Origin of the sequence: Akkermansia muciniphila, assembly GCF_018709685.1 — a bacterium.
Lineage (GTDB): Bacteria > Verrucomicrobiota > Verrucomicrobiia > Verrucomicrobiales > Akkermansiaceae > Akkermansia > Akkermansia muciniphila_E.
In genome coordinates, this window is record NZ_JABDHQ010000009.1 from 70,023 (window position 1) to 86,660 (window position 16,638).

Below are 16,638 nucleotides of genomic sequence, written 5' to 3' on the forward strand. Positions count from 1 at the left end.
CCATGAGCGACATCCTGATCCCCAACTTCGGAGAATCCATCACCACCGCCACCGTGGCCGCGTGGCACAAGAATGCCGGCGACCCGGTAGCCAAAGGCGACACCCTGGTGACGCTGGAAACGGACAAGGTTTCCACGGACCTGGAAGCGGACGAAAGCGGCGTGCTGGAAATCCTGGTCCCGGAAGGTGCGGAAGCGCCCATCGGGGCGGCTCTGGGCCGCATCTCTCCAACAGCCGCGGCCCCTGCCGAACCGGAGAAAGAAGCCCCCGCACCGCCGGAACCGGAGAAAACCGCCGGGCCGGAAGCACGGGAGAAAACCGTTCCCCAGAAGCCCGCCCCCGCAACTGAATCCCCGGAACAAAAGCCGGAAAAGGAATCCTCCGCCCCGGAACAGGCTCCCGCCGGGGAGAACAGGGGAGCTGAAAAGAAGGCTTCCCCGCGTTTCATCAGGAAACCCATGAGCCCGCTGCGCCGCACCATCGCGGCCCGGCTGGTGGAAGCCCAGCATCAGGCGGCCATCCTTACCACCTTCAACGAGTGCGACATGTCCGCCGTGATGGAGCTGCGCAAGCAATTCAACGCAAACTACCGGGAACGGTACGGAACCAAGCTGGGCTTCATGAGCTTCTTCATCAAGGCTGTGGTCAAGGCCCTCCAGGAAGTCCCCCAGGTCAATGCCAGAATTGACGGCACGGACATCGTGGAAAACCTGTACTACGATATTTCCGTGGCCATCGGCACGGACAAGGGCCTCGTGGTCCCCGTGCTGCGGGACTGCGACCGGAAAACGCTTCCGGAGCTGGAACTGGAGCTCGCCGCCCTGGCGGAAAAAGTGCGCCAGGGAAACCTGTCCATGCAGGACCTGCAAGGAGGCTGCTTCACCATCTCCAACGGGGGCACGTACGGTTCCCTGCTCTCCACTCCCATCCTGAACCCGCCGCAGAGCGGCATTCTGGGCATGCACGCCATTCAGGAACGCCCCGTTGTCCGGGATGGGCAAATCGTCGCCCGGCCCATGATGTACCTGGCCCTTTCCTACGACCACCGCCTGGTGGACGGCAAGCAGGCCGTGCAATTCCTCATTGCGGTGAAAAACGCCGTGGAGAATCCGGTGTTCGAGCTGTGAGGACCGGAGAGAAAAAGACTGAATACTAAAGAGGAAAGGCTGAATGTCTTTCCTGTTTTACAGAGGCTCTTCGGAATCAACATCCCTTCATTCCATGGAACGGGAGAACCACTCCTTGCCATAAGCATGGATATGACGCTCCAAATCAGGATTAGTGATTCTGTTACGGATAATCAAGTCCACCTCCACAGGCAGGTTCAACTCCGTGAGACGCGCCTGGAGAGTCAAAAGGACGGATAAATCCAGTTCTTCACCTTCCACAGGGCAAGATCAATGTCAGACGCGGGCTTCCACGTTCCCAGGGCGCGGGAACCGAATAAAACGGCTTTCCTAACCTGCGGAGCCTGTGAAAGAACTTCCCGGATGCCTGAGCGCACCCTGGCCGTCAGGCCATCGCCCAGTTCCCTTTCTCCGCCGTTATGTTCAGATTTTCCACACATTGGGCCAGCATGGGAAAGAACTGCTGCTTAATCAGGGAAACCGCCTCTTCCGCGATGGAATCATCATAAGTATGCACAAACAAGCTGCGGCTTTCCAACGCCTGAAGCCAACAATCAATATGACCTATCAAGCCTGCGCCGAACGCCTGCCTGATGGCTTCGCGGGGGCTGTTGACGCTGTAGCCGTCATAAACCAGCTTATCCTTCAGCGTTTTCCAGCACAGCTCAAACGTAAATTCATAAGTCTGCACCAGTCCGGCCATTTCCAGTTCATTGTATTCCGGCAACGCGCAAGCATGGCGCAACCGGGAAAAAGCCTTATTCAGGTTTTGAAGCCTTTGTTTCCAGCGCAGGTTATCGTTCATCTTTTTAACGGCACAGGAATGGAGAAAAGAGCCCCGTTCCGGGGCTCTTCCCTTGAAAGCCGTTTACATGTGGATGGCTATTCCCTCGGAAGCCAGCATGGATTCATGGATGGCCTCAGACAGCGTGGGATGGGCGAAGATGGTGGCGTGGATGTCCTCATCCGTCAGTTCCGCCTGGATGCCGACGCCCAGCGTGGCGATCAGTTCCGTGGCTTCCGGCCCCACGATGTGGGCGCCCAGCAGTTCGCCGTTTTTGGCGCCGTACAGGGTTTTCACGAAGCCGTCCGTCTCTCCGGCGGCCACGGCCTTGCCGATGGCCTGGAAGGGGAACTTGCCCACCTTGTATTCCACGCCCGCTTCCTTGAGGGCGCGTTCCGTCTTGCCTACGGAAGCCACCTGCGGATAACAGTACGTGCAACTGGGGAAGAAGCCGACCTGCCTGGGCTGGTAGTCCGGATTGAACATGCCTTCCACGGCCTGCACGGCTTCAAAGGTGGCCGTATGCGCCAGCAGCACGCCGCCAATTACGTCGCCCGCCGCGTAAACGCCGGGAATGGACGTGGCGTAGCGGTCGTTTACCTTGATGAATCCCTTTTCCGTCAGCTCCAGGCCGGGAGCGGCGGGAACGACCGGCTTCACGCCGATGGCCACCAGGCAGACGTCCGCCGTGATTTCCTCTTCCTGCCCCTTGCTGTTTTTCACGTTGGCCTTGACCTTTCCGTCGCAGGTTTCCGTGACCGATTCCACGGAGGCTCCCGTCATGACCTTGATGCCCTGCTTCTTGAACGCGCGTTCCAGCGTCTGGCAGGAGTCGTCGTCTTCATTGGGAAGCATGCGCGGGAGCGCTTCAATGAGCGTCACCTTGGTGCCGAAAGAGTTGTAAATGTAGGCGAATTCCGTGCCGATGGCGCCGGAACCGATGATGATCATGCTTTCAGGCCGCTTTTCCAGCACCATGGCTTCCCTGGAGCCGATGATGGTGGTGCCGTTCAGGGGCAGGCTGGGCACCGTGCGGGTAACGCAGCCGGTGCTGATCAGGATGTTCTTCCCTTCCAGGACGCTCGCCGTTCCATCGGCGGCTTTCACTTCCACCTTGCCGGGAGCGATGATGGAGGCTTCCCCCGCAACGGAGTCGATCTTGTTTTTCTTAAACAGGAAACCCACGCCTCCGGCCAGGCGGTCGCTGACCTTGCGGGAACGGCCGATCACTTCGCTCCAGTCCACGCTGACGCCTTCCACCGTCATGCCGAATTCCTTCGCCCGGCTCGTCACGGTCAGGTAGGCCTCCGCGTTTTTCAGAAGCGCCTTGGTAGGGATGCAGCCCCAGTTCAGGCAGGTTCCCCCCACCCGGTCGCGTTCCACGCACACCACGGATTTTCCCAGCTGGGCGGCGCGGATGGCGCCCACATATCCGGCGGGGCCTCCACCAATGACGATGAGATCATATTGCATGAAGATACTATAAAGGCTTCCCCCCTTGCGGGTAAAGAAGGAATATGAACATGGGCCGGCTCAGGGGAACGCCCCCAGAGAACAGTTAATAGGTAATAGTTAACTATTAACGGGCAACAGCACAACAACTATTAGCTAATCACTATTAACTCTTAACTATCATTGCTTCCCTTCACCCACTCCACCAGGTCGCGCATTTCCGCGGCAGTGTCCGCGTACAGGCCGTCCGCATAGGTTCCGTGGTCGTACAGGATTTTCCCGTCCACCATGGTGAACACGCAGTCCTTGCCGGAAGCGGCATAAACGGCATGGGACGCTTCGTTGAAGATCGGGCAGAGGTTCGGTTCATCCAGGTCCAGGGCAATCATGTCCGCGGGGGCTCCCGGAACCAGCGTTCCCAGCCCCGGCGTCCGGAAGATGCGGGCGCCCTCCGCCGTAGCCATCTTCAGCGCCTGCATGGCGGGCACCGCCGTGGCGTCCCCGCTATATCCCTTGGCAAGGATGGCGGCCAGCTTCATCGTTTCAAACATGTCCAGGCTGTTATTGCTGCATGCCCCGTCCGTCCCCAGGGAGACGGAGATGCCGGCCCGCAGCATGTCCCGCACGCGGGCGAAGCCGGAAGCCAGTTTCAAATTGCTGACCGGGTTGTGGGTGATCGCCGCTCCGGAAGCGGCTACCAGTTCCAGTTCCCCGTCCGTCACGTCCACCATGTGGGCCAGCACGGTGCGTTCATTCAGCAGCCCCATGTCCCGGGCATAGCCCACCGGGCGCCTGTCCCCGTGCAGGGAGCGGCACTGCTCCACTTCTCCGGCGGATTCGGACAGGTGGATGTGCAGCATCAAATCCAGTTCCTCCGCCAGCTTCATGGAACGCTTCAGCACGTCGTCACTGGTGGTGTACACGCTGTGCGGCATCAGGGCCACCTGCACCCGGCCACGGCCCGCAAAGCGCGCCGCCTGCTCCCGGTACAGGGCTTCCGCCGCATCCCAGCCGCCGTATGCCGGGGAAGGAAACGCAAAAAGAGCCTCCCCGCCCACACAGCGCATCCCCATGCGCTCCGCCTCCTGAAGCACGTTGGTTTCCAGCAGGTAGGAGTCCACAAAAGCCGTCGTTCCCGTCCGCATCATTTCATACATGCCCAGCCGCGCCCCCAGGGAGACAATTCTATCCGTCAGGCGGGCTTCCACCGGGAAAATATGCCCGGTCAGCCACTCCATCAGCGGCAGGTCATCCGCAAAGCCGCGCAAAAAGGTCATCGGAACGTGCGTATGGGCATTGACCAGCCCCGGCATCAGCAGGGCGTTTCCCAGGTCCCTGCGGGCGGCGGGCGTCCATCTGGCTTCCAGCTCCGCGGCGCTTCCCGTTTCCAGAATTTTCCCGTCCCGGACGGCAACGGCCGCACTCCCCTCAGCCGCGGCCTGTTCCGCGCCTGTCAGCATACGGGAAGCGGTCACCAGCAAATCACACGCTTGTTGTTCCATGCCGCTGAATGTACTCCACCGGGTCCGTTCTGGCAACTTCATCTCCCGGTACAAGAGGATTTACCGCAATCAGGGCATTTCATGTTTGACTTCAAAACGGAAAACTGCCAAGAATGAGGGACCGTTAAATTCACCATTTATTCCATATGAACAAGACTATACTGTTAGGTCTGGCCCTTGCGGCCTCCGTGTCTGCCGCCAATGCCTACCACGCCGACAAATACGACGGCCAATTCGGCATGTCCCTGGAAGGAGCTTACGGCATCGCCACCAAGGATGCCATGCCCAACGTGGCCGGCGGCAATCTGAGCATTTTCAATTATATTGAAACCGGCAGCATTGTTCATCAGATTTCCCTGAACGGCGGCATTCTGGCAGGCTCCCACCATCCCAGCGTGCATGACCTGGGCATCAGCGGCCCCTATACCGCCAGCGTCCGCTCCACCTACGTTCCGATGATGGCCGGCTATACGCTGAACCTCCCCATCGGCGATTACACGATGTTTTATCTGGGCGGCAAGGCGGGCGCCACGTACGGAGACATTAAGACCACCATCCACGGCCTGGAAGACGGGAGCCGCTCCCACACCATTTCCACCACCAAGTTTTCCTGGGCGGCCCAGGCCGGCTTCAAGTTCAGCATTTCCAACAGCGCGGACTTCCTGATCGGCTACGAATACTACCAGATTCAGGGCTACAATGATCCCGGCTACCACACCATCAAGCTGGGCTTCTCCTGGAACTTCTAACAATCATTGAGTTCATCACTGCCTCACGGCGGCTCCGTTCACCGCGGAGCCGCCTTTTTTTGCCGGGAACACCGCAGCCCGTGCGGCAACTGAATTCCCATGCGGACGGCGGGGCTCCGTGTTTTAAAGATTTTGGTTGCCGCAGGGCATGCGGCTCTCCGGACGCAAGAAGGCCGCTCCATCCTTTGGGAGGGAGCGGCCCCGGAAAGGTCAGGATTTCAGAGAATCCTTATTTGGCAGGCTTGAACGGCTTGGGCGAGGCATAGACTTCATAGTCTTTAATGCGGCCGTTTTCCCGGTTCTGGCGCGGCAGGTAGCGGAAGCCGGAGAGCTTCTGCACCTTGCCCAGGTCCAGCACGATCATGTGCGGGTGCGCGGGGTTGTCCCCCTGCCACTTGGTGTGCCAGTAGGTGGTGGGCTGGTTGTCCATCACCAGGCCCGCCTGGGCGGCTTCACCCGCCGTCTCATGGGAGTCCGCATAAACCACGGACCACTGTTCGCGGGGAAGCAGGTTGCCGGAGGCATCCAGGAAGTTCAGTTCCGCAATGGCGGCATGGGGGCCGTTGTCATGGGCGTTTTTGCTGACGAGGGCGATGTAGCGCGCCTGGATGGGAGCGCGGAATTTGATTTCCTGCTGGTCCGCCCCCTTGGCGAAGGTTCCCTTGTGCACGAGCTGGCTGGCGGCAGGAGCCACGGGCTTGCCCACGCGGAAGACGTCCGCCATGGCGGGGTCCTTGTTGACTCCGTAAATGGCTTCCTTCACGCCTTTCACCGTGCCGGAACCGCCGTCCACGTCCAGCACCACGATTTCATTTTTCCCGGGTTTGAGGTATTCGCCGGGGCAGTAAAGGGCCTGCTGGGAGCCGATGAACCAGAAGCGGCCCAGATTGTGGCCGTTCACCCACACGACGCCCTTTTTCCAGCCGTCCCGCATGTCCAGGTAGGTATCCTTGGGGTTGGAGACGTTGAAATACCCCCGGTGGAACACGGGCTGGTCGCCGCCCGGCTTCTTGCCGGAGAAGGACAGCAGTTCCACCCCCTTGCACGGGAGGTTGTAGATGAGGAAGTTTTCCAGCTTCTTCCCGTCCAGCGTGATGGGGCCGCGGATGCCCTTGCGTTCCCCCTGGATTTGTCCGCCGAAGTTGATGCGGCCCATGTTTTCCACAAAGATGTCCACCGTGTGGAGGCCGGCGGGAATGACCACGTCGCAGGCGTCCTGCTTGTAGCGGCGGTCGGCCGCCCCCTGCCTCTTGCCGTCCACGTAAACGATGGCGCGGTCCTGCATGTTGTTCATCTTCAGCTCACCCTTCACCGGGCCGTTCACCTTGGTCCGGTACAGGATGAAGCCCAGGCTCTGCCCCAGGGCTTCCATGTGCACGGGCTCCTTGCGGATGACGGGCTGCGGCAGGCGGTTGAACATCCCGGCCTTCTCCGTAAACGTGATGGGCGGCAGCTCCATCATTTCCGGCTGGGCAGGCGGTTCCGGGAGCTTGTACGTATCACCGTAATAGTCCTGAATGGTCTGGCGGAAGACGCGGTAGCGGTCCGTCAGGGTGCCGTTTTCAGAGATGGGGGCGCCGTAGTCGTAATTGGTCACGTCCGGCGTGTAGGCCCCTTCCCAGTTGGCCCCGTTCATGAAGCCGAAGGAGGTGCCGCCGTGCGCCATGAAGAGGTTGGGGGAGACGTTGTTTTCCAGCATCCACTTCAGGTCGCGGTTGAAGCCTTCCGTACTGCCGCCGTTCTTGGGCTTGCCCCAGTGGTCAAACCAGCCCACCCAGAATTCGCCGTTGATGCGGGGCGTCTTGCCCTTGTGCTTTTCCAGGTTGGCAAAGGCGCCCTTGGCTCCGCCGCCGAAGTTCATGGCGGGAACGATGCCGGGCAGCGTGCCGTTGTTGATCATCCAGTCGTTCGGGCCGTCCGAGGTAAAGGGCACCACGCCCGGAAGCTCCTTCTGGATGACTTCCAGGTGTTTTTTCACGTAGTCCTTGTCGGAGCCGTAGGAGCCGTATTCATTTTCCACCTGGGCCATGATGATGGGGCCGCCCTTGGTGATTTGCAGCGGTTCCAGCATGGAGCAGACTTTCTTGAGATAAGCCATGGCCGGTTCCAGGAAGCGGGGGTCCTGGGAACGGACCTTCAGGTCTTCATCTTTCAGCAGCCAGCCGGGGAATCCGCCGAATTCCCATTCCGCGCACACATAGGGACCAGGGCGCACGATGACCCACAGGCCAGCTTTCTGCGCCTCCTTGATGAATTCCACAAAGTCCAGATTGCCGGAAAAGTCCCACTTGCCCGGTTCCGGTTCATGCACGTTCCAGAACAGATAGGTGCAGACGGTGTTCATGCCCATGGCCTTCATGCGCTGGAACCTGTCCTGCCAGTGTTCGCGCGGCACGCGCGGGTAGTGCATTTCCCCGGAGATGATTTTAACGGGTTTTCCGTCCATCAGGAAGTTTTCCTGGTTGGTGGCAAAGACATGCTTGGCGCCGTCATTGGATTCCGGCAGGGGCATGGGAGCGGCCATACACAGGTGGCCGGCCAGAAACAGGGCGGAAAAAAGTGATATTTTCATGATGATGGAGTCAATATACGGTTTTAGGGAATAATGAAGGGAATTATGATGAAAAAACCGCCTCCTTTCAATTTAAAAAGAGGCCGGAGAACTGGTTTTATTACGGGGCGGCATCATCCGGTCTTTCAAGGCGTATCACCTGATGCCTTTCTTCAAACGGAACGCCGCGGCGCCGGGCCTCCTGCGTTTCCCTCTTCATTTTTTCATCCACCCAGTACAGGTGGGATTCCAGCGGATTGTAAATCCTGGGGGAACAAAACCGCGTGGGGGATTCCGGCCAGCGTATCCAGCGCCAGCAGGCGACGTATGTGTAGGGCTCCCGCCAGCCGGGAATCCAGACGCAGAGTTCATGGATACGCTTTTGGGCGCGGTGAAGGGCTTTCTTCAAGGCAGCGTCATCCGGGGCATTCCGCTCCGCGTCCAGGGCCGCATCCAGTTCGGCGTCCGCCACGGCAAAGATATTGTTCGTGTTGCCTACGGGGTTGCCGCGGGCATCGTACGCCAGTTCGGAAGCAAAGGTTTCATGCAGCCGGGGAAACGGCGTCTGGAGCGGCCACGCCCACAGGGCGGCCTGGTACCGTTTTTCAAATACCTTCCGGGAACAGACATTATAGGTCAGGGGATCCAGGCGCAGGTCCACCCCGCATTTCAGGGCCTCCTGCCGGAGGATGGAACAAACGTTGGTCATCAGGGTGGAGGAGTCCGCGAAGGTCAGCTCCACCACCAGCCGTTCCCCCCGTTCATTTTTCAAAACACCGTCTTCCCCCATTGTCCGGTAGCCGGCGCGGGCAAAGTATTCCATGGCTTTTTTCTTGCCGTATTCCGGCGCTTTCAGCGGGAGCGTCAGATCGCCGTACCCCTCCATATAGGACCCCAGCCTTCTCATATTCCCGCGGAACAGGGTGTCAATCACCATGCCCATATTCACGGAATGCGCCAGCCCGCGGCGGATGTCCGGATTTTTCAACAGCTTGTCCGAGCAATTCAGGTACAGGCCGTACGGAGGGCAGGCATAGCCGGCTTCCAGGCTGTATTTGTCTATGTAGCCCTGGTGTACCTCCGGCAGTTCCAGCCTGGTTTCCCATACTTCCGGCTTGCGGACGTTCATCATGTCCAGCTCCCCGCGGCGGAACATTTCAACCGCCTTGTTTTCCAGGTTTACAAATACATGCTCCACCTGGTCCGCATTGCAGGAATAGCGGTAGTATTTCCTGTTCTTCGCCCACCAGTTCTTTACGCGGGCCAGGGTGATGCGCTCGCCTATCCGGATTTTTCCGGGAACCACCACGTAGCCCCCCGTATTCGGCGGCGCCTTCCACTGGTAGCGCTCCAGAAACAGGGAGTTGAAATCATGGTAAAAACCGGGATGGGCCGGATGGAAATCCACACAGGCCATGTAGGGCAGCAGCGGCCCGGGGGACGGCAGCGCCAGGGCAATGACGGAATCCCCGTACACCGTAATCTGGTCGTACGTGGAGCGGAACAGGGTTGTCCAGAACGGGTCCCGAGCAAAGCCGGACGTGCGGAGGCAGATATTCAGCAGGAAGTCCTGCGCCTTCACGGGACGGCCGTCCGAGTATGTGGCTTCCGGGTCCAGATGGTAAAAAACGGTTTTCCCGTCCGCGGATACGGCCCAGCGGTCCGCCAGCCCCGGAATGGGCCGGAAGGTTTCCGGATGCAGCCCCACGAGGGGAAGCCACACGTTGTCAATGGCGGAGTAGTTGAAAAAGTTTTCGCTTCCCGGCCCGAACGCCCGCAGGGTTCCGGGAAACGGCGTATTGATCCACAGCCGGACCTGCCCCCCTTTTACCGCGCGGGGATCGCCCACGTCCGGCTCCTCCATGCCGGTCTGCCATTCCAATCCCGCCGGAACGTCTTCCAGCGGAAGCAGGCGGATATGGTCTTTCAATTCCAGCCTTTTCCTGATGCGTTCCACGGAACGCTCCTGTTCCGCCAGTCGCCGCCCGTCCCCTGCCCCGCGGGAGACGGACAGCAGGCTTTTCTTCCGTTCGCCGCCTGCCAGTTCCCGAAGCAGTTCCCGCTCCACGGACCTGTTCCAACGTTCTACGAATCCGTCAAATACGGCGGGCATTCCCCTGCCGTCCGCCTGCGCGGAGGCTCCATGCCAAACGTCCGCCTCCCGCTGGGAGAAGTAAAGGACTCCCCCCAGAAAGACGGCGAGGACCAACGCCCCCAGTATGGACACCCAGCGCAACACAGCTCAGATTACCGCCGCATGTTAACCGATTCCGGAACCTCCGGAAAACAAAAAGCCCATCTTCCGCCCGTGGCTGTTCCCTTCGCCTGAAACAGCCCGCAAGACGGAAGATGGGGGTGCAATCAACAATTAGTCCTGAAAAGCAATTAGAATTCGACCGTCACGCCGCCGAAGACGCCCAGTCCCCGGGCCTGGCGGGGGCCGAAGTTATAGTCATTCGTGATGATGAAATTCTGGTCAAACAGGTTTTCCACCCGCACATGGAGGGCTACATTGTCCGTTACCTGGTATCTGGCGAACAAACGCGCCGTAAAGAAGTTGTCCAGCCGGGCATAGTTGTAGTCCGTGCGTCCCATGGCGGACGTTACGCCGAAGCCGACCGTCAGTTTTTCAACCGGAGAGGTGTAAACCTCCGCGTTGATGGTGTGGCGGGCGGTATTGGCCATCTGGACGGTTTCATAGTTGCCGATGGAATCCCGCTTGGGCATCGTGAAGGTGTAGTTGGCATAATAGCCGCTGTTCCACGCATCCTTGAACTGCCCCTTGAACGCTACTTCCACGCCGTAGGAAGTGGCATGGGAGAAGTTGTCGTAAGTCGTGTAGGAATCAGGCCAGGTGCCTACGCTCTTGGTGCCGATTTCATCGTTGATGCGGGTCCAGAACCCGGTTACGGAAGCGTAATGGTTGTCCGCCAGGCGCTGTTCCACGCCCAGGTCTCCGCCCAGGGATTTGGATACGTCCAGGTCCGGATTGCCCACGTAGCCGTAATTGGCGGCGTACTGTTCAAAGTAGGTGGGAGCGCGGAAGCCGGAACCCACGGAACCGAAAATGCGGGTGGGGGAGTCCTTGCCCGTCACCTTCCAGGAATTGGAGTAACGCCACGTGAAGTGGTTGTTCCAGACGGAATCATGTTCCAGGCGCAAGGCCACGCTAGCGTCAAAGTTGTCCGTGGGCGCCCACATCTGTTCCGCAAAGAAGGCAAGCGTGCTCTGCCATTCATCCTTGGCCACGTAATTGTTTTCGCTCATGTAGTCGGAACGGTCCCAGGCCATGCCGGCGACTGTCTGCCACTTCTTGTTCCATGTCAGGGCATTGCGCCATTCCGTCTGGAAGCGGCGGTTGCGCATCACGTTGGGTTGGAAATCGAAGCCCGGCGTGTGCGTGGAATAGTCCATGTTGTAATGCCCTACCATGAAACTGGTGGACCACAACTTGGTGATTTCCGCATCCACGCGCCCCGTTACCAGGTTGCTGCGGTTCTTGTCTTCCGTGTTGTACAGGTGGGGATCCGTCACGGCGGGCCACTGGTCGTAGTCCACATAGGGCGTGGGGTATTCAAAGTAGGAATCCAGGCGGCGGTAGGTAAAGCCCACCTTCACCTTGTCGTTGACGTCATAACCCAGGCGCACGGCTTCCTGCCACTGGCGGAAGTCGTTCATGCCTTTCCGGTTGTCATAAATGGCCGGATAAATGGTAGGATCATTTTCCGTGGATTCAAACCCCACGCCCACAAAGTAGGAAAGCTTCTTGATCTTGCCGGAGGAAGTCGCATAGCTGTTGAAGGAATGGAAAGAACCGGCTTCCGCAAAAATCCTGGTCACGGGATCGCCTTCCCCTTCCGGAGTATCCATGGCAACAACGCCGCCAATGGCGCCGGAACCGAAGACGGCGCCCTGCGCTCCCTTCACCACTTCCACATTGCCCACGGTAAAGAGGTTGGTGATGCCCAGCAGCTTGTTGCCGGACATGTTGACATCACTGATGCGCATGCCGTCAACCATGGTCAGGGTGTAGGTTTCCTTGTTCATCCCGCGGATGACGGTGTTGCTCACGGAACCGCGCTGCCAGGTGCCGCCGCCGTCCAGCGTGAAGACGCCGGGCGTCTGGGAAAGGGCTCCCGTCAGGGTTTCAATGCCCGCCTTCTGGAATTCTTCCGGATTGATGACGGAAACGGATACCCCGGACCGGTTGTACGGCACGCCCACAAAGTGGGACGCCATGGTCAGTTCCGGCATGACCTGCATGGTTTCCGTCCTGGTAGCGGGCGGGGAGTCTTCCTTTTTAGCGGACTCGGCAAGAGAGGACTGGCCTGCGAATGCGGCAAGGCCAACGGCAATAGCGCCCATCTGAAGGGCTTTTTTCGTATAAAGCATGGTTGTGGTGCCTTACGTTCGGTAACTCGCCGAACAGTTGGACAACCCCACAGGCTGGTCTTCTGGCTTGCGAGGCAGGCTCGCTTACAGTGGCGGTACCGCTCCGGATTCTCACCGGTATTCCCCATCTATTTCCTGCCCGGCTACGGGCATCCCTGAGGTCTGTAACCCTTACCATAAGGGTTCATGGGACGGATGAAATACCAAAGGGGCCGGTATGACAAGCCAAAAAGAATTTTCTTTGAACATTCCGCGGCTTTGGGGGCGTTTCTTCTTTTCAGCCGCCGCGCGCCATCCCGTTTTTCCAAACGGAGCCCTCCATTTTTGTCTTGTCACCCCCGGCGCGTACAGGACATGATGCGCCCATGACGCGCCTTAACCCTTCCTTCCCGCAACGGGGAAGGATTGCCGTTTTCAGCGGAGGTTCCAGCTTCCGGAAAAACCGTTCCTTCAAGGCGTTTCCTTCCTTTTCCCGGCACAGGCGCCATCCCGGAACGCCGGCCTCAATTACTACGGCATGAACAGTTTTTCACACGGAGGGGATTTAACATCCCTGGCGGCGGCCGCCGGACGGCCCGAACGGGAGATTCTGGATTTCAGCGTCAACCTGAGGCCGGAGGGAATGCCGGAATTCATTACCTCCTCCCTGTGGAAGGCCATGGATGCGGCCGCACCCTACCCTTCTCCGGACATGGCGGAGCTGCGGGAACTGGCGGCGGACCATTACGGGGTGCCTTCCGGCTGCTTCGCGTTCGGAAACGGAGCCAACGAACTGATTCACGCCCTTCCGCGCGCGCTGGAGCTGAAACGGGCCGTCATTCCGGAACCCGCTTTTTCCGAATACAGGCTGGCCTGCCTGCGGCACGGCACGGACATTCTTTCTCCGCGGACGGAAGAACGGGATTCCTTCACGCCCTCTCCCTGCCGGCTGGCGGAACAGGCCGAAGACGGAAACGCCGTTTTCCTGGCGAATCCCTGCAATCCGTCCGGCAGCCTGCTGGACGTTCCGGCCCTGCGCCGGGCTGTGCAGTCCCGCCCCGGAGTCATCTGGATTATTGATGAATCCTTCATGGATTATGCGGACGGAACGGAATCGCTCCTCCGTGAGGCGGCAGAGCTTCCCAATCTGGTGGTCCTGCGCTCCCTGACCAAATTTTACGGCATGGCTGGCGTCCGGTGCGGCTTTTCCGTCTGCGCCGCTCCGCTGGCGGAACGGCTGAGGCAGTCCCTGCCCTCGTGGAACGTGAACGTCTTTGCGGCGGCGGCTGTGCGGGCCGTGCTGGCACAGCCGGCTTCCTGGGCGGACGGGGAACGCGCCCTGAACCGGGAACGCCGGGAAGACCTGTTCCGCAGGCTTTCCGCCCTCCCGGGCGCCGCCGTGCTCCCGTCCGGGGCCAATTTCCTGCTCTTCCGCCTGGCGGGGGCGCCTTCCGGCCTGGCCGCCCGGCTCCTGAAAAACCACGGCATCGCGCTGCGCGACTGCTCCAACTATCCGGGCCTGGAATCAGGCGGCTGGTTCCGCTCCGGCGTCCGCACGCCGGAGGAGCACGCCCTGCTGGAAAAGGCCCTGCGGGCCGAACTGAAAGGGGATGGCCCCGCCATTCTCCGCAAACTGCCCAAACCGGCCCTGATGGTTCAGGGCACCTGCTCCGATGCGGGAAAAAGCGTGCTCACTGCGGCCCTGTGCCGCATTTTTCTTCAGGACGGCTACCGCGTGGCCCCGTTCAAGGCGCAGAACATGGCCCTCAACTCCGGCGTGACCGCGCTGGGAGAGGAGATGGGCCGCGCCCAGATGGTGCAGGCCCAGGCCTGCCGCATTGACCCGGATGCCCGGATGAACCCCATTCTGCTCAAACCCCATTCCAACACCGGGTCCCAGGTGGTCGTGATGGGGCGCGCCGTGGGACACATGGAGGCGCGGGAATATTTTACGGCCAAAAGGCGCTTCTGGCCGGACGTGCGCAGGGCGTACGATTCCCTGGCGGAGGAGTACGACGTGCTCTGCCTGGAAGGGGCCGGCAGCCCCGGAGAAATCAACCTGAAATCCGCAGACGTGGTGAACATGAACATGGCCCGTTACGCGCGCGCCAAAGTTCTGCTGACCGGGGACATTGACCGGGGCGGCGTGTACGCCTCCTTCTTGGGAACGTGGATGACGTTCGCTCCCTGGGAAAAAGAGCTGCTGGCGGGCTTCGTGGTCAACAAATTCCGCGGAGACCCGGAACTGCTTTCCCCGGCGCACAACTACATGCTGGACCGTACGGGCAAGCCCGTGCTGGGCGTCATCCCGATGATACGGAACATCAACATTCCGGAAGAGGACCGGGCCTCGATGCCCTTTGAACAGGACGGGCATGCCAAGCACGCGGACTGCCTGGACGTGGCCGTGGTGATGCCTGCTCACGTCTCCAACTTCACGGACTTCGCCCCGCTGGCGGCGGAGCCGGACGTGCGCCTGCGCCAGGTGCGGACACGGGAGGAATGGGGAAATCCGGACCTGGCCATCCTGCCCGGCACCAAGAGCGTGGCGGCGGACCTGGCCGGGCTGCGCGCCGCCGGGCTGGAAGAGCCCATCCGCCGGCACGCCGAACAGGGAAAGTGGATTCTGGGTGTCTGCGGCGGCCTGCAAATGCTGGGAACGGACATTCTGGACCCGCTGCACATGGAATCCGCAGAGGAACGGACGCCGGGACTGGGGCTGCTGGAGCTTTCCACCACCTTTGCCGCCGCCAAGACCCTGCTCAACGTGCGCAACGCGCGCACGCCGCTGGCCCCTCCCGCCGCTGGCTATGAAATCCACCACGGGGTTACCCGTCATCAAGGAAGCTGCGCCCCCATCATGTTCCGGGAGGACGGCTCCCCCTGCGGCTACGGCAAAGGCCGTATCTGGGCCACGTACCTGCACGGCGTGCTGGACGGGGATGAGTTCCGCCGCGCGTTCATCAACATGGTCAGGGAGGATTCCGGACTGCCCGCCAATCCCTCCCTGCACTTCTCCTATGACCTGGACGGCGCGCTGGACCGCCTGGCGGACGTGGTCCGGGAGCATCTGGACCTGAACGCCATTTACCGTATTCTACAACTGAAACGCTGACCCATGCTCCCGTGCCCGTTCATCCTGCCTGCGGCCCTTCTGCTGGATATTCTGGCGGGAGACCCGCCCAACAGGTTTCATCCCGTCTGCCTGATCGGCTGGTGCGCGCGCCATATGGAACCCTTGGCGCGGCGGCTGTGGGGAGGAACGTTCACGGCGGGAATGGCGGCGGCTTTGGGAACCTGCGCCGCCGCATGGTGCGCCTGCGCGGCCTTCCTCCTTCCCTTTTCCTTCTTCCCTTCCCCGCGGATTCTCTGGATTCCCGCCGTTCTGGTCATTTACATCTGCATGGCCCCGCGCGGCCTGGCGGAGCATGCGCGGCTGGTGGCGAACGCCCTGCGGGCCGGGAACGACGGCGCGGCGCGGCACGCCGTCTCCATGATCGTGGGGCGGGACACGGAACGGCTGGACCGTCACGGCATCGCCAGGGCGGCCATTGAAAGCGTGGCGGAAAACCTGACGGACGGAGTCTTCTCCACCTTGTTCTGGGCCACAGCAGGCTTCCTGGCAGGGGGCGCCTCCGGAGCGGCCTTCGCCGCGCTCACGCACCGCGTTTTCAACATCCTGGATGCCATGTGGGGAAAGAAAAACGACCGGTACAGACACTTCGGCACTTTTGCCGCCCGTACGGACGATGCGCTCAACTTCATCCCCGCGCGCCTCATCCTGCCGTGCATTTCCCTGGCGGCCCTGCTGGTGAAAGGAGCCTCCGCCCGGAGGGCGCTCACCACGGGCTGGACCTTCCGCCGCGCCCATGCCAGCCCAAACTCCGCCTGGAGCGAAGCGGCCTTTGCGGGCGCGCTGGGCCTCCGCATCGGCGGCCCGGTTTCCTACAAGGGGATTCCCGCGGATTACCCCTGGATAGGGGACGGACGGACGGAAGCCACCGTCAGTGACCTGGCCCTGGCCATACGGCTCATGTGGATGACTGCCTTGATGGGCACACTGGTCTTCTCCCTCCTTCTTCTCTTCATCCCACGCTTCTGA

Annotated in this window: 11 protein-coding genes and 1 riboswitch; of the genes, 4 read left to right on the forward strand and 7 right to left on the reverse strand. The window is 60.6% G+C overall.

Annotation, left to right across the window (positions count from 1 at the left end):
- Positions 1 to 2: 2 nt before the first annotated feature.
- A complete protein-coding gene (sucB, locus tag HHJ06_RS07480) occupies positions 3 to 1,127 on the forward strand; it encodes a dihydrolipoyllysine-residue succinyltransferase (protein ID WP_215428724.1) in 1,125 nt (374 codons plus the stop codon).
- Positions 1,128 to 1,351: 224 nt separating this feature from the next.
- On the opposite strand, the gene HHJ06_RS11985 is transcribed toward sucB, so the two are convergent.
- The 4 genes from HHJ06_RS11985 to HHJ06_RS07500 all read right to left on the reverse strand — a co-directional run bounded on the left by HHJ06_RS11985 (position 1,352) and on the right by HHJ06_RS07500 (position 4,865).
- The gene (locus HHJ06_RS11985) at positions 1,352 to 1,567 is read right to left on the reverse strand and encodes a nucleotidyltransferase domain-containing protein (protein WP_428994126.1); all 216 of its coding nucleotides are present in this window, start codon (positions 1,565 to 1,567) and stop codon (positions 1,352 to 1,354) included.
- On the reverse strand, positions 1,513 to 1,932 hold the full coding sequence (locus HHJ06_RS07490) for a nucleotidyltransferase substrate binding protein (RefSeq protein ID WP_215428726.1): 420 nt from the start codon (positions 1,930 to 1,932) through the stop codon (positions 1,513 to 1,515). Before HHJ06_RS07490 ends, HHJ06_RS11985 begins: the two co-directional genes overlap by 55 nt.
- Before the next feature lie 63 nt (positions 1,933 to 1,995).
- Positions 1,996 to 3,384 carry a dihydrolipoyl dehydrogenase gene (lpdA, locus tag HHJ06_RS07495; protein WP_215428727.1) on the reverse strand — a complete coding sequence of 463 codons (1,389 nt, stop codon included), beginning with the start codon at positions 3,382 to 3,384 and terminating at the stop codon, positions 1,996 to 1,998.
- 152 nt (positions 3,385 to 3,536) lie between these two features.
- On the reverse strand, positions 3,537 to 4,865 hold the full coding sequence (locus HHJ06_RS07500) for an amidohydrolase family protein (RefSeq protein WP_215428728.1): 1,329 nt from the start codon (positions 4,863 to 4,865) through the stop codon (positions 3,537 to 3,539).
- Positions 4,866 to 5,011: 146 nt separating this feature from the next.
- On the opposite strand from HHJ06_RS07500, the gene HHJ06_RS07505 reads away from it, so the two are divergent.
- The gene (locus HHJ06_RS07505; RefSeq protein WP_215428729.1) at positions 5,012 to 5,614 is read left to right on the forward strand and encodes a porin family protein; all 603 of its coding nucleotides are present in this window, start codon (positions 5,012 to 5,014) and stop codon (positions 5,612 to 5,614) included.
- Between the two features lie 229 nt (positions 5,615 to 5,843).
- Here the strand turns inward: HHJ06_RS07505 and HHJ06_RS07510 are convergent, their stop codons facing one another.
- The 3 genes from HHJ06_RS07510 to HHJ06_RS07520 all read right to left on the reverse strand — a co-directional run bounded on the left by HHJ06_RS07510 (position 5,844) and on the right by HHJ06_RS07520 (position 12,557).
- Positions 5,844 to 8,186, reverse strand: coding sequence for a beta-galactosidase (locus tag HHJ06_RS07510; protein WP_215428730.1), 2,343 nt, complete (start codon positions 8,184 to 8,186; stop codon positions 5,844 to 5,846).
- A 100-nt stretch (positions 8,187 to 8,286) separates the two neighbouring features.
- On the reverse strand, positions 8,287 to 10,392 hold the full coding sequence (locus HHJ06_RS07515) for an extracellular solute-binding protein (protein ID WP_215428731.1): 2,106 nt from the start codon (positions 10,390 to 10,392) through the stop codon (positions 8,287 to 8,289).
- Positions 10,393 to 10,550: 158 nt separating this feature from the next.
- On the reverse strand, positions 10,551 to 12,557 hold the full coding sequence (locus HHJ06_RS07520; RefSeq protein ID WP_215428732.1) for a TonB-dependent receptor plug domain-containing protein: 2,007 nt from the start codon (positions 12,555 to 12,557) through the stop codon (positions 10,551 to 10,553).
- A gap of 35 nt (positions 12,558 to 12,592) precedes the next feature.
- Positions 12,593 to 12,731: riboswitch (cobalamin riboswitch) on the reverse strand.
- A 343-nt stretch (positions 12,732 to 13,074) separates the two neighbouring features.
- Here HHJ06_RS07520 and HHJ06_RS07525 point away from each other — a divergent pair.
- Both HHJ06_RS07525 and cbiB read left to right on the forward strand, forming a co-directional pair.
- Positions 13,075 to 15,651: a cobyric acid synthase gene (locus HHJ06_RS07525; RefSeq protein WP_215428733.1), complete on the forward strand. Its 2,577-nt coding sequence runs from the start codon at positions 13,075 to 13,077 to the stop codon at positions 15,649 to 15,651.
- A 3-nt stretch (positions 15,652 to 15,654) separates the two neighbouring features.
- Positions 15,655 to 16,638, forward strand: a complete 984-nt coding sequence (gene cbiB / locus HHJ06_RS07530; protein WP_215428734.1) for an adenosylcobinamide-phosphate synthase CbiB — start codon at positions 15,655 to 15,657, stop codon at positions 16,636 to 16,638.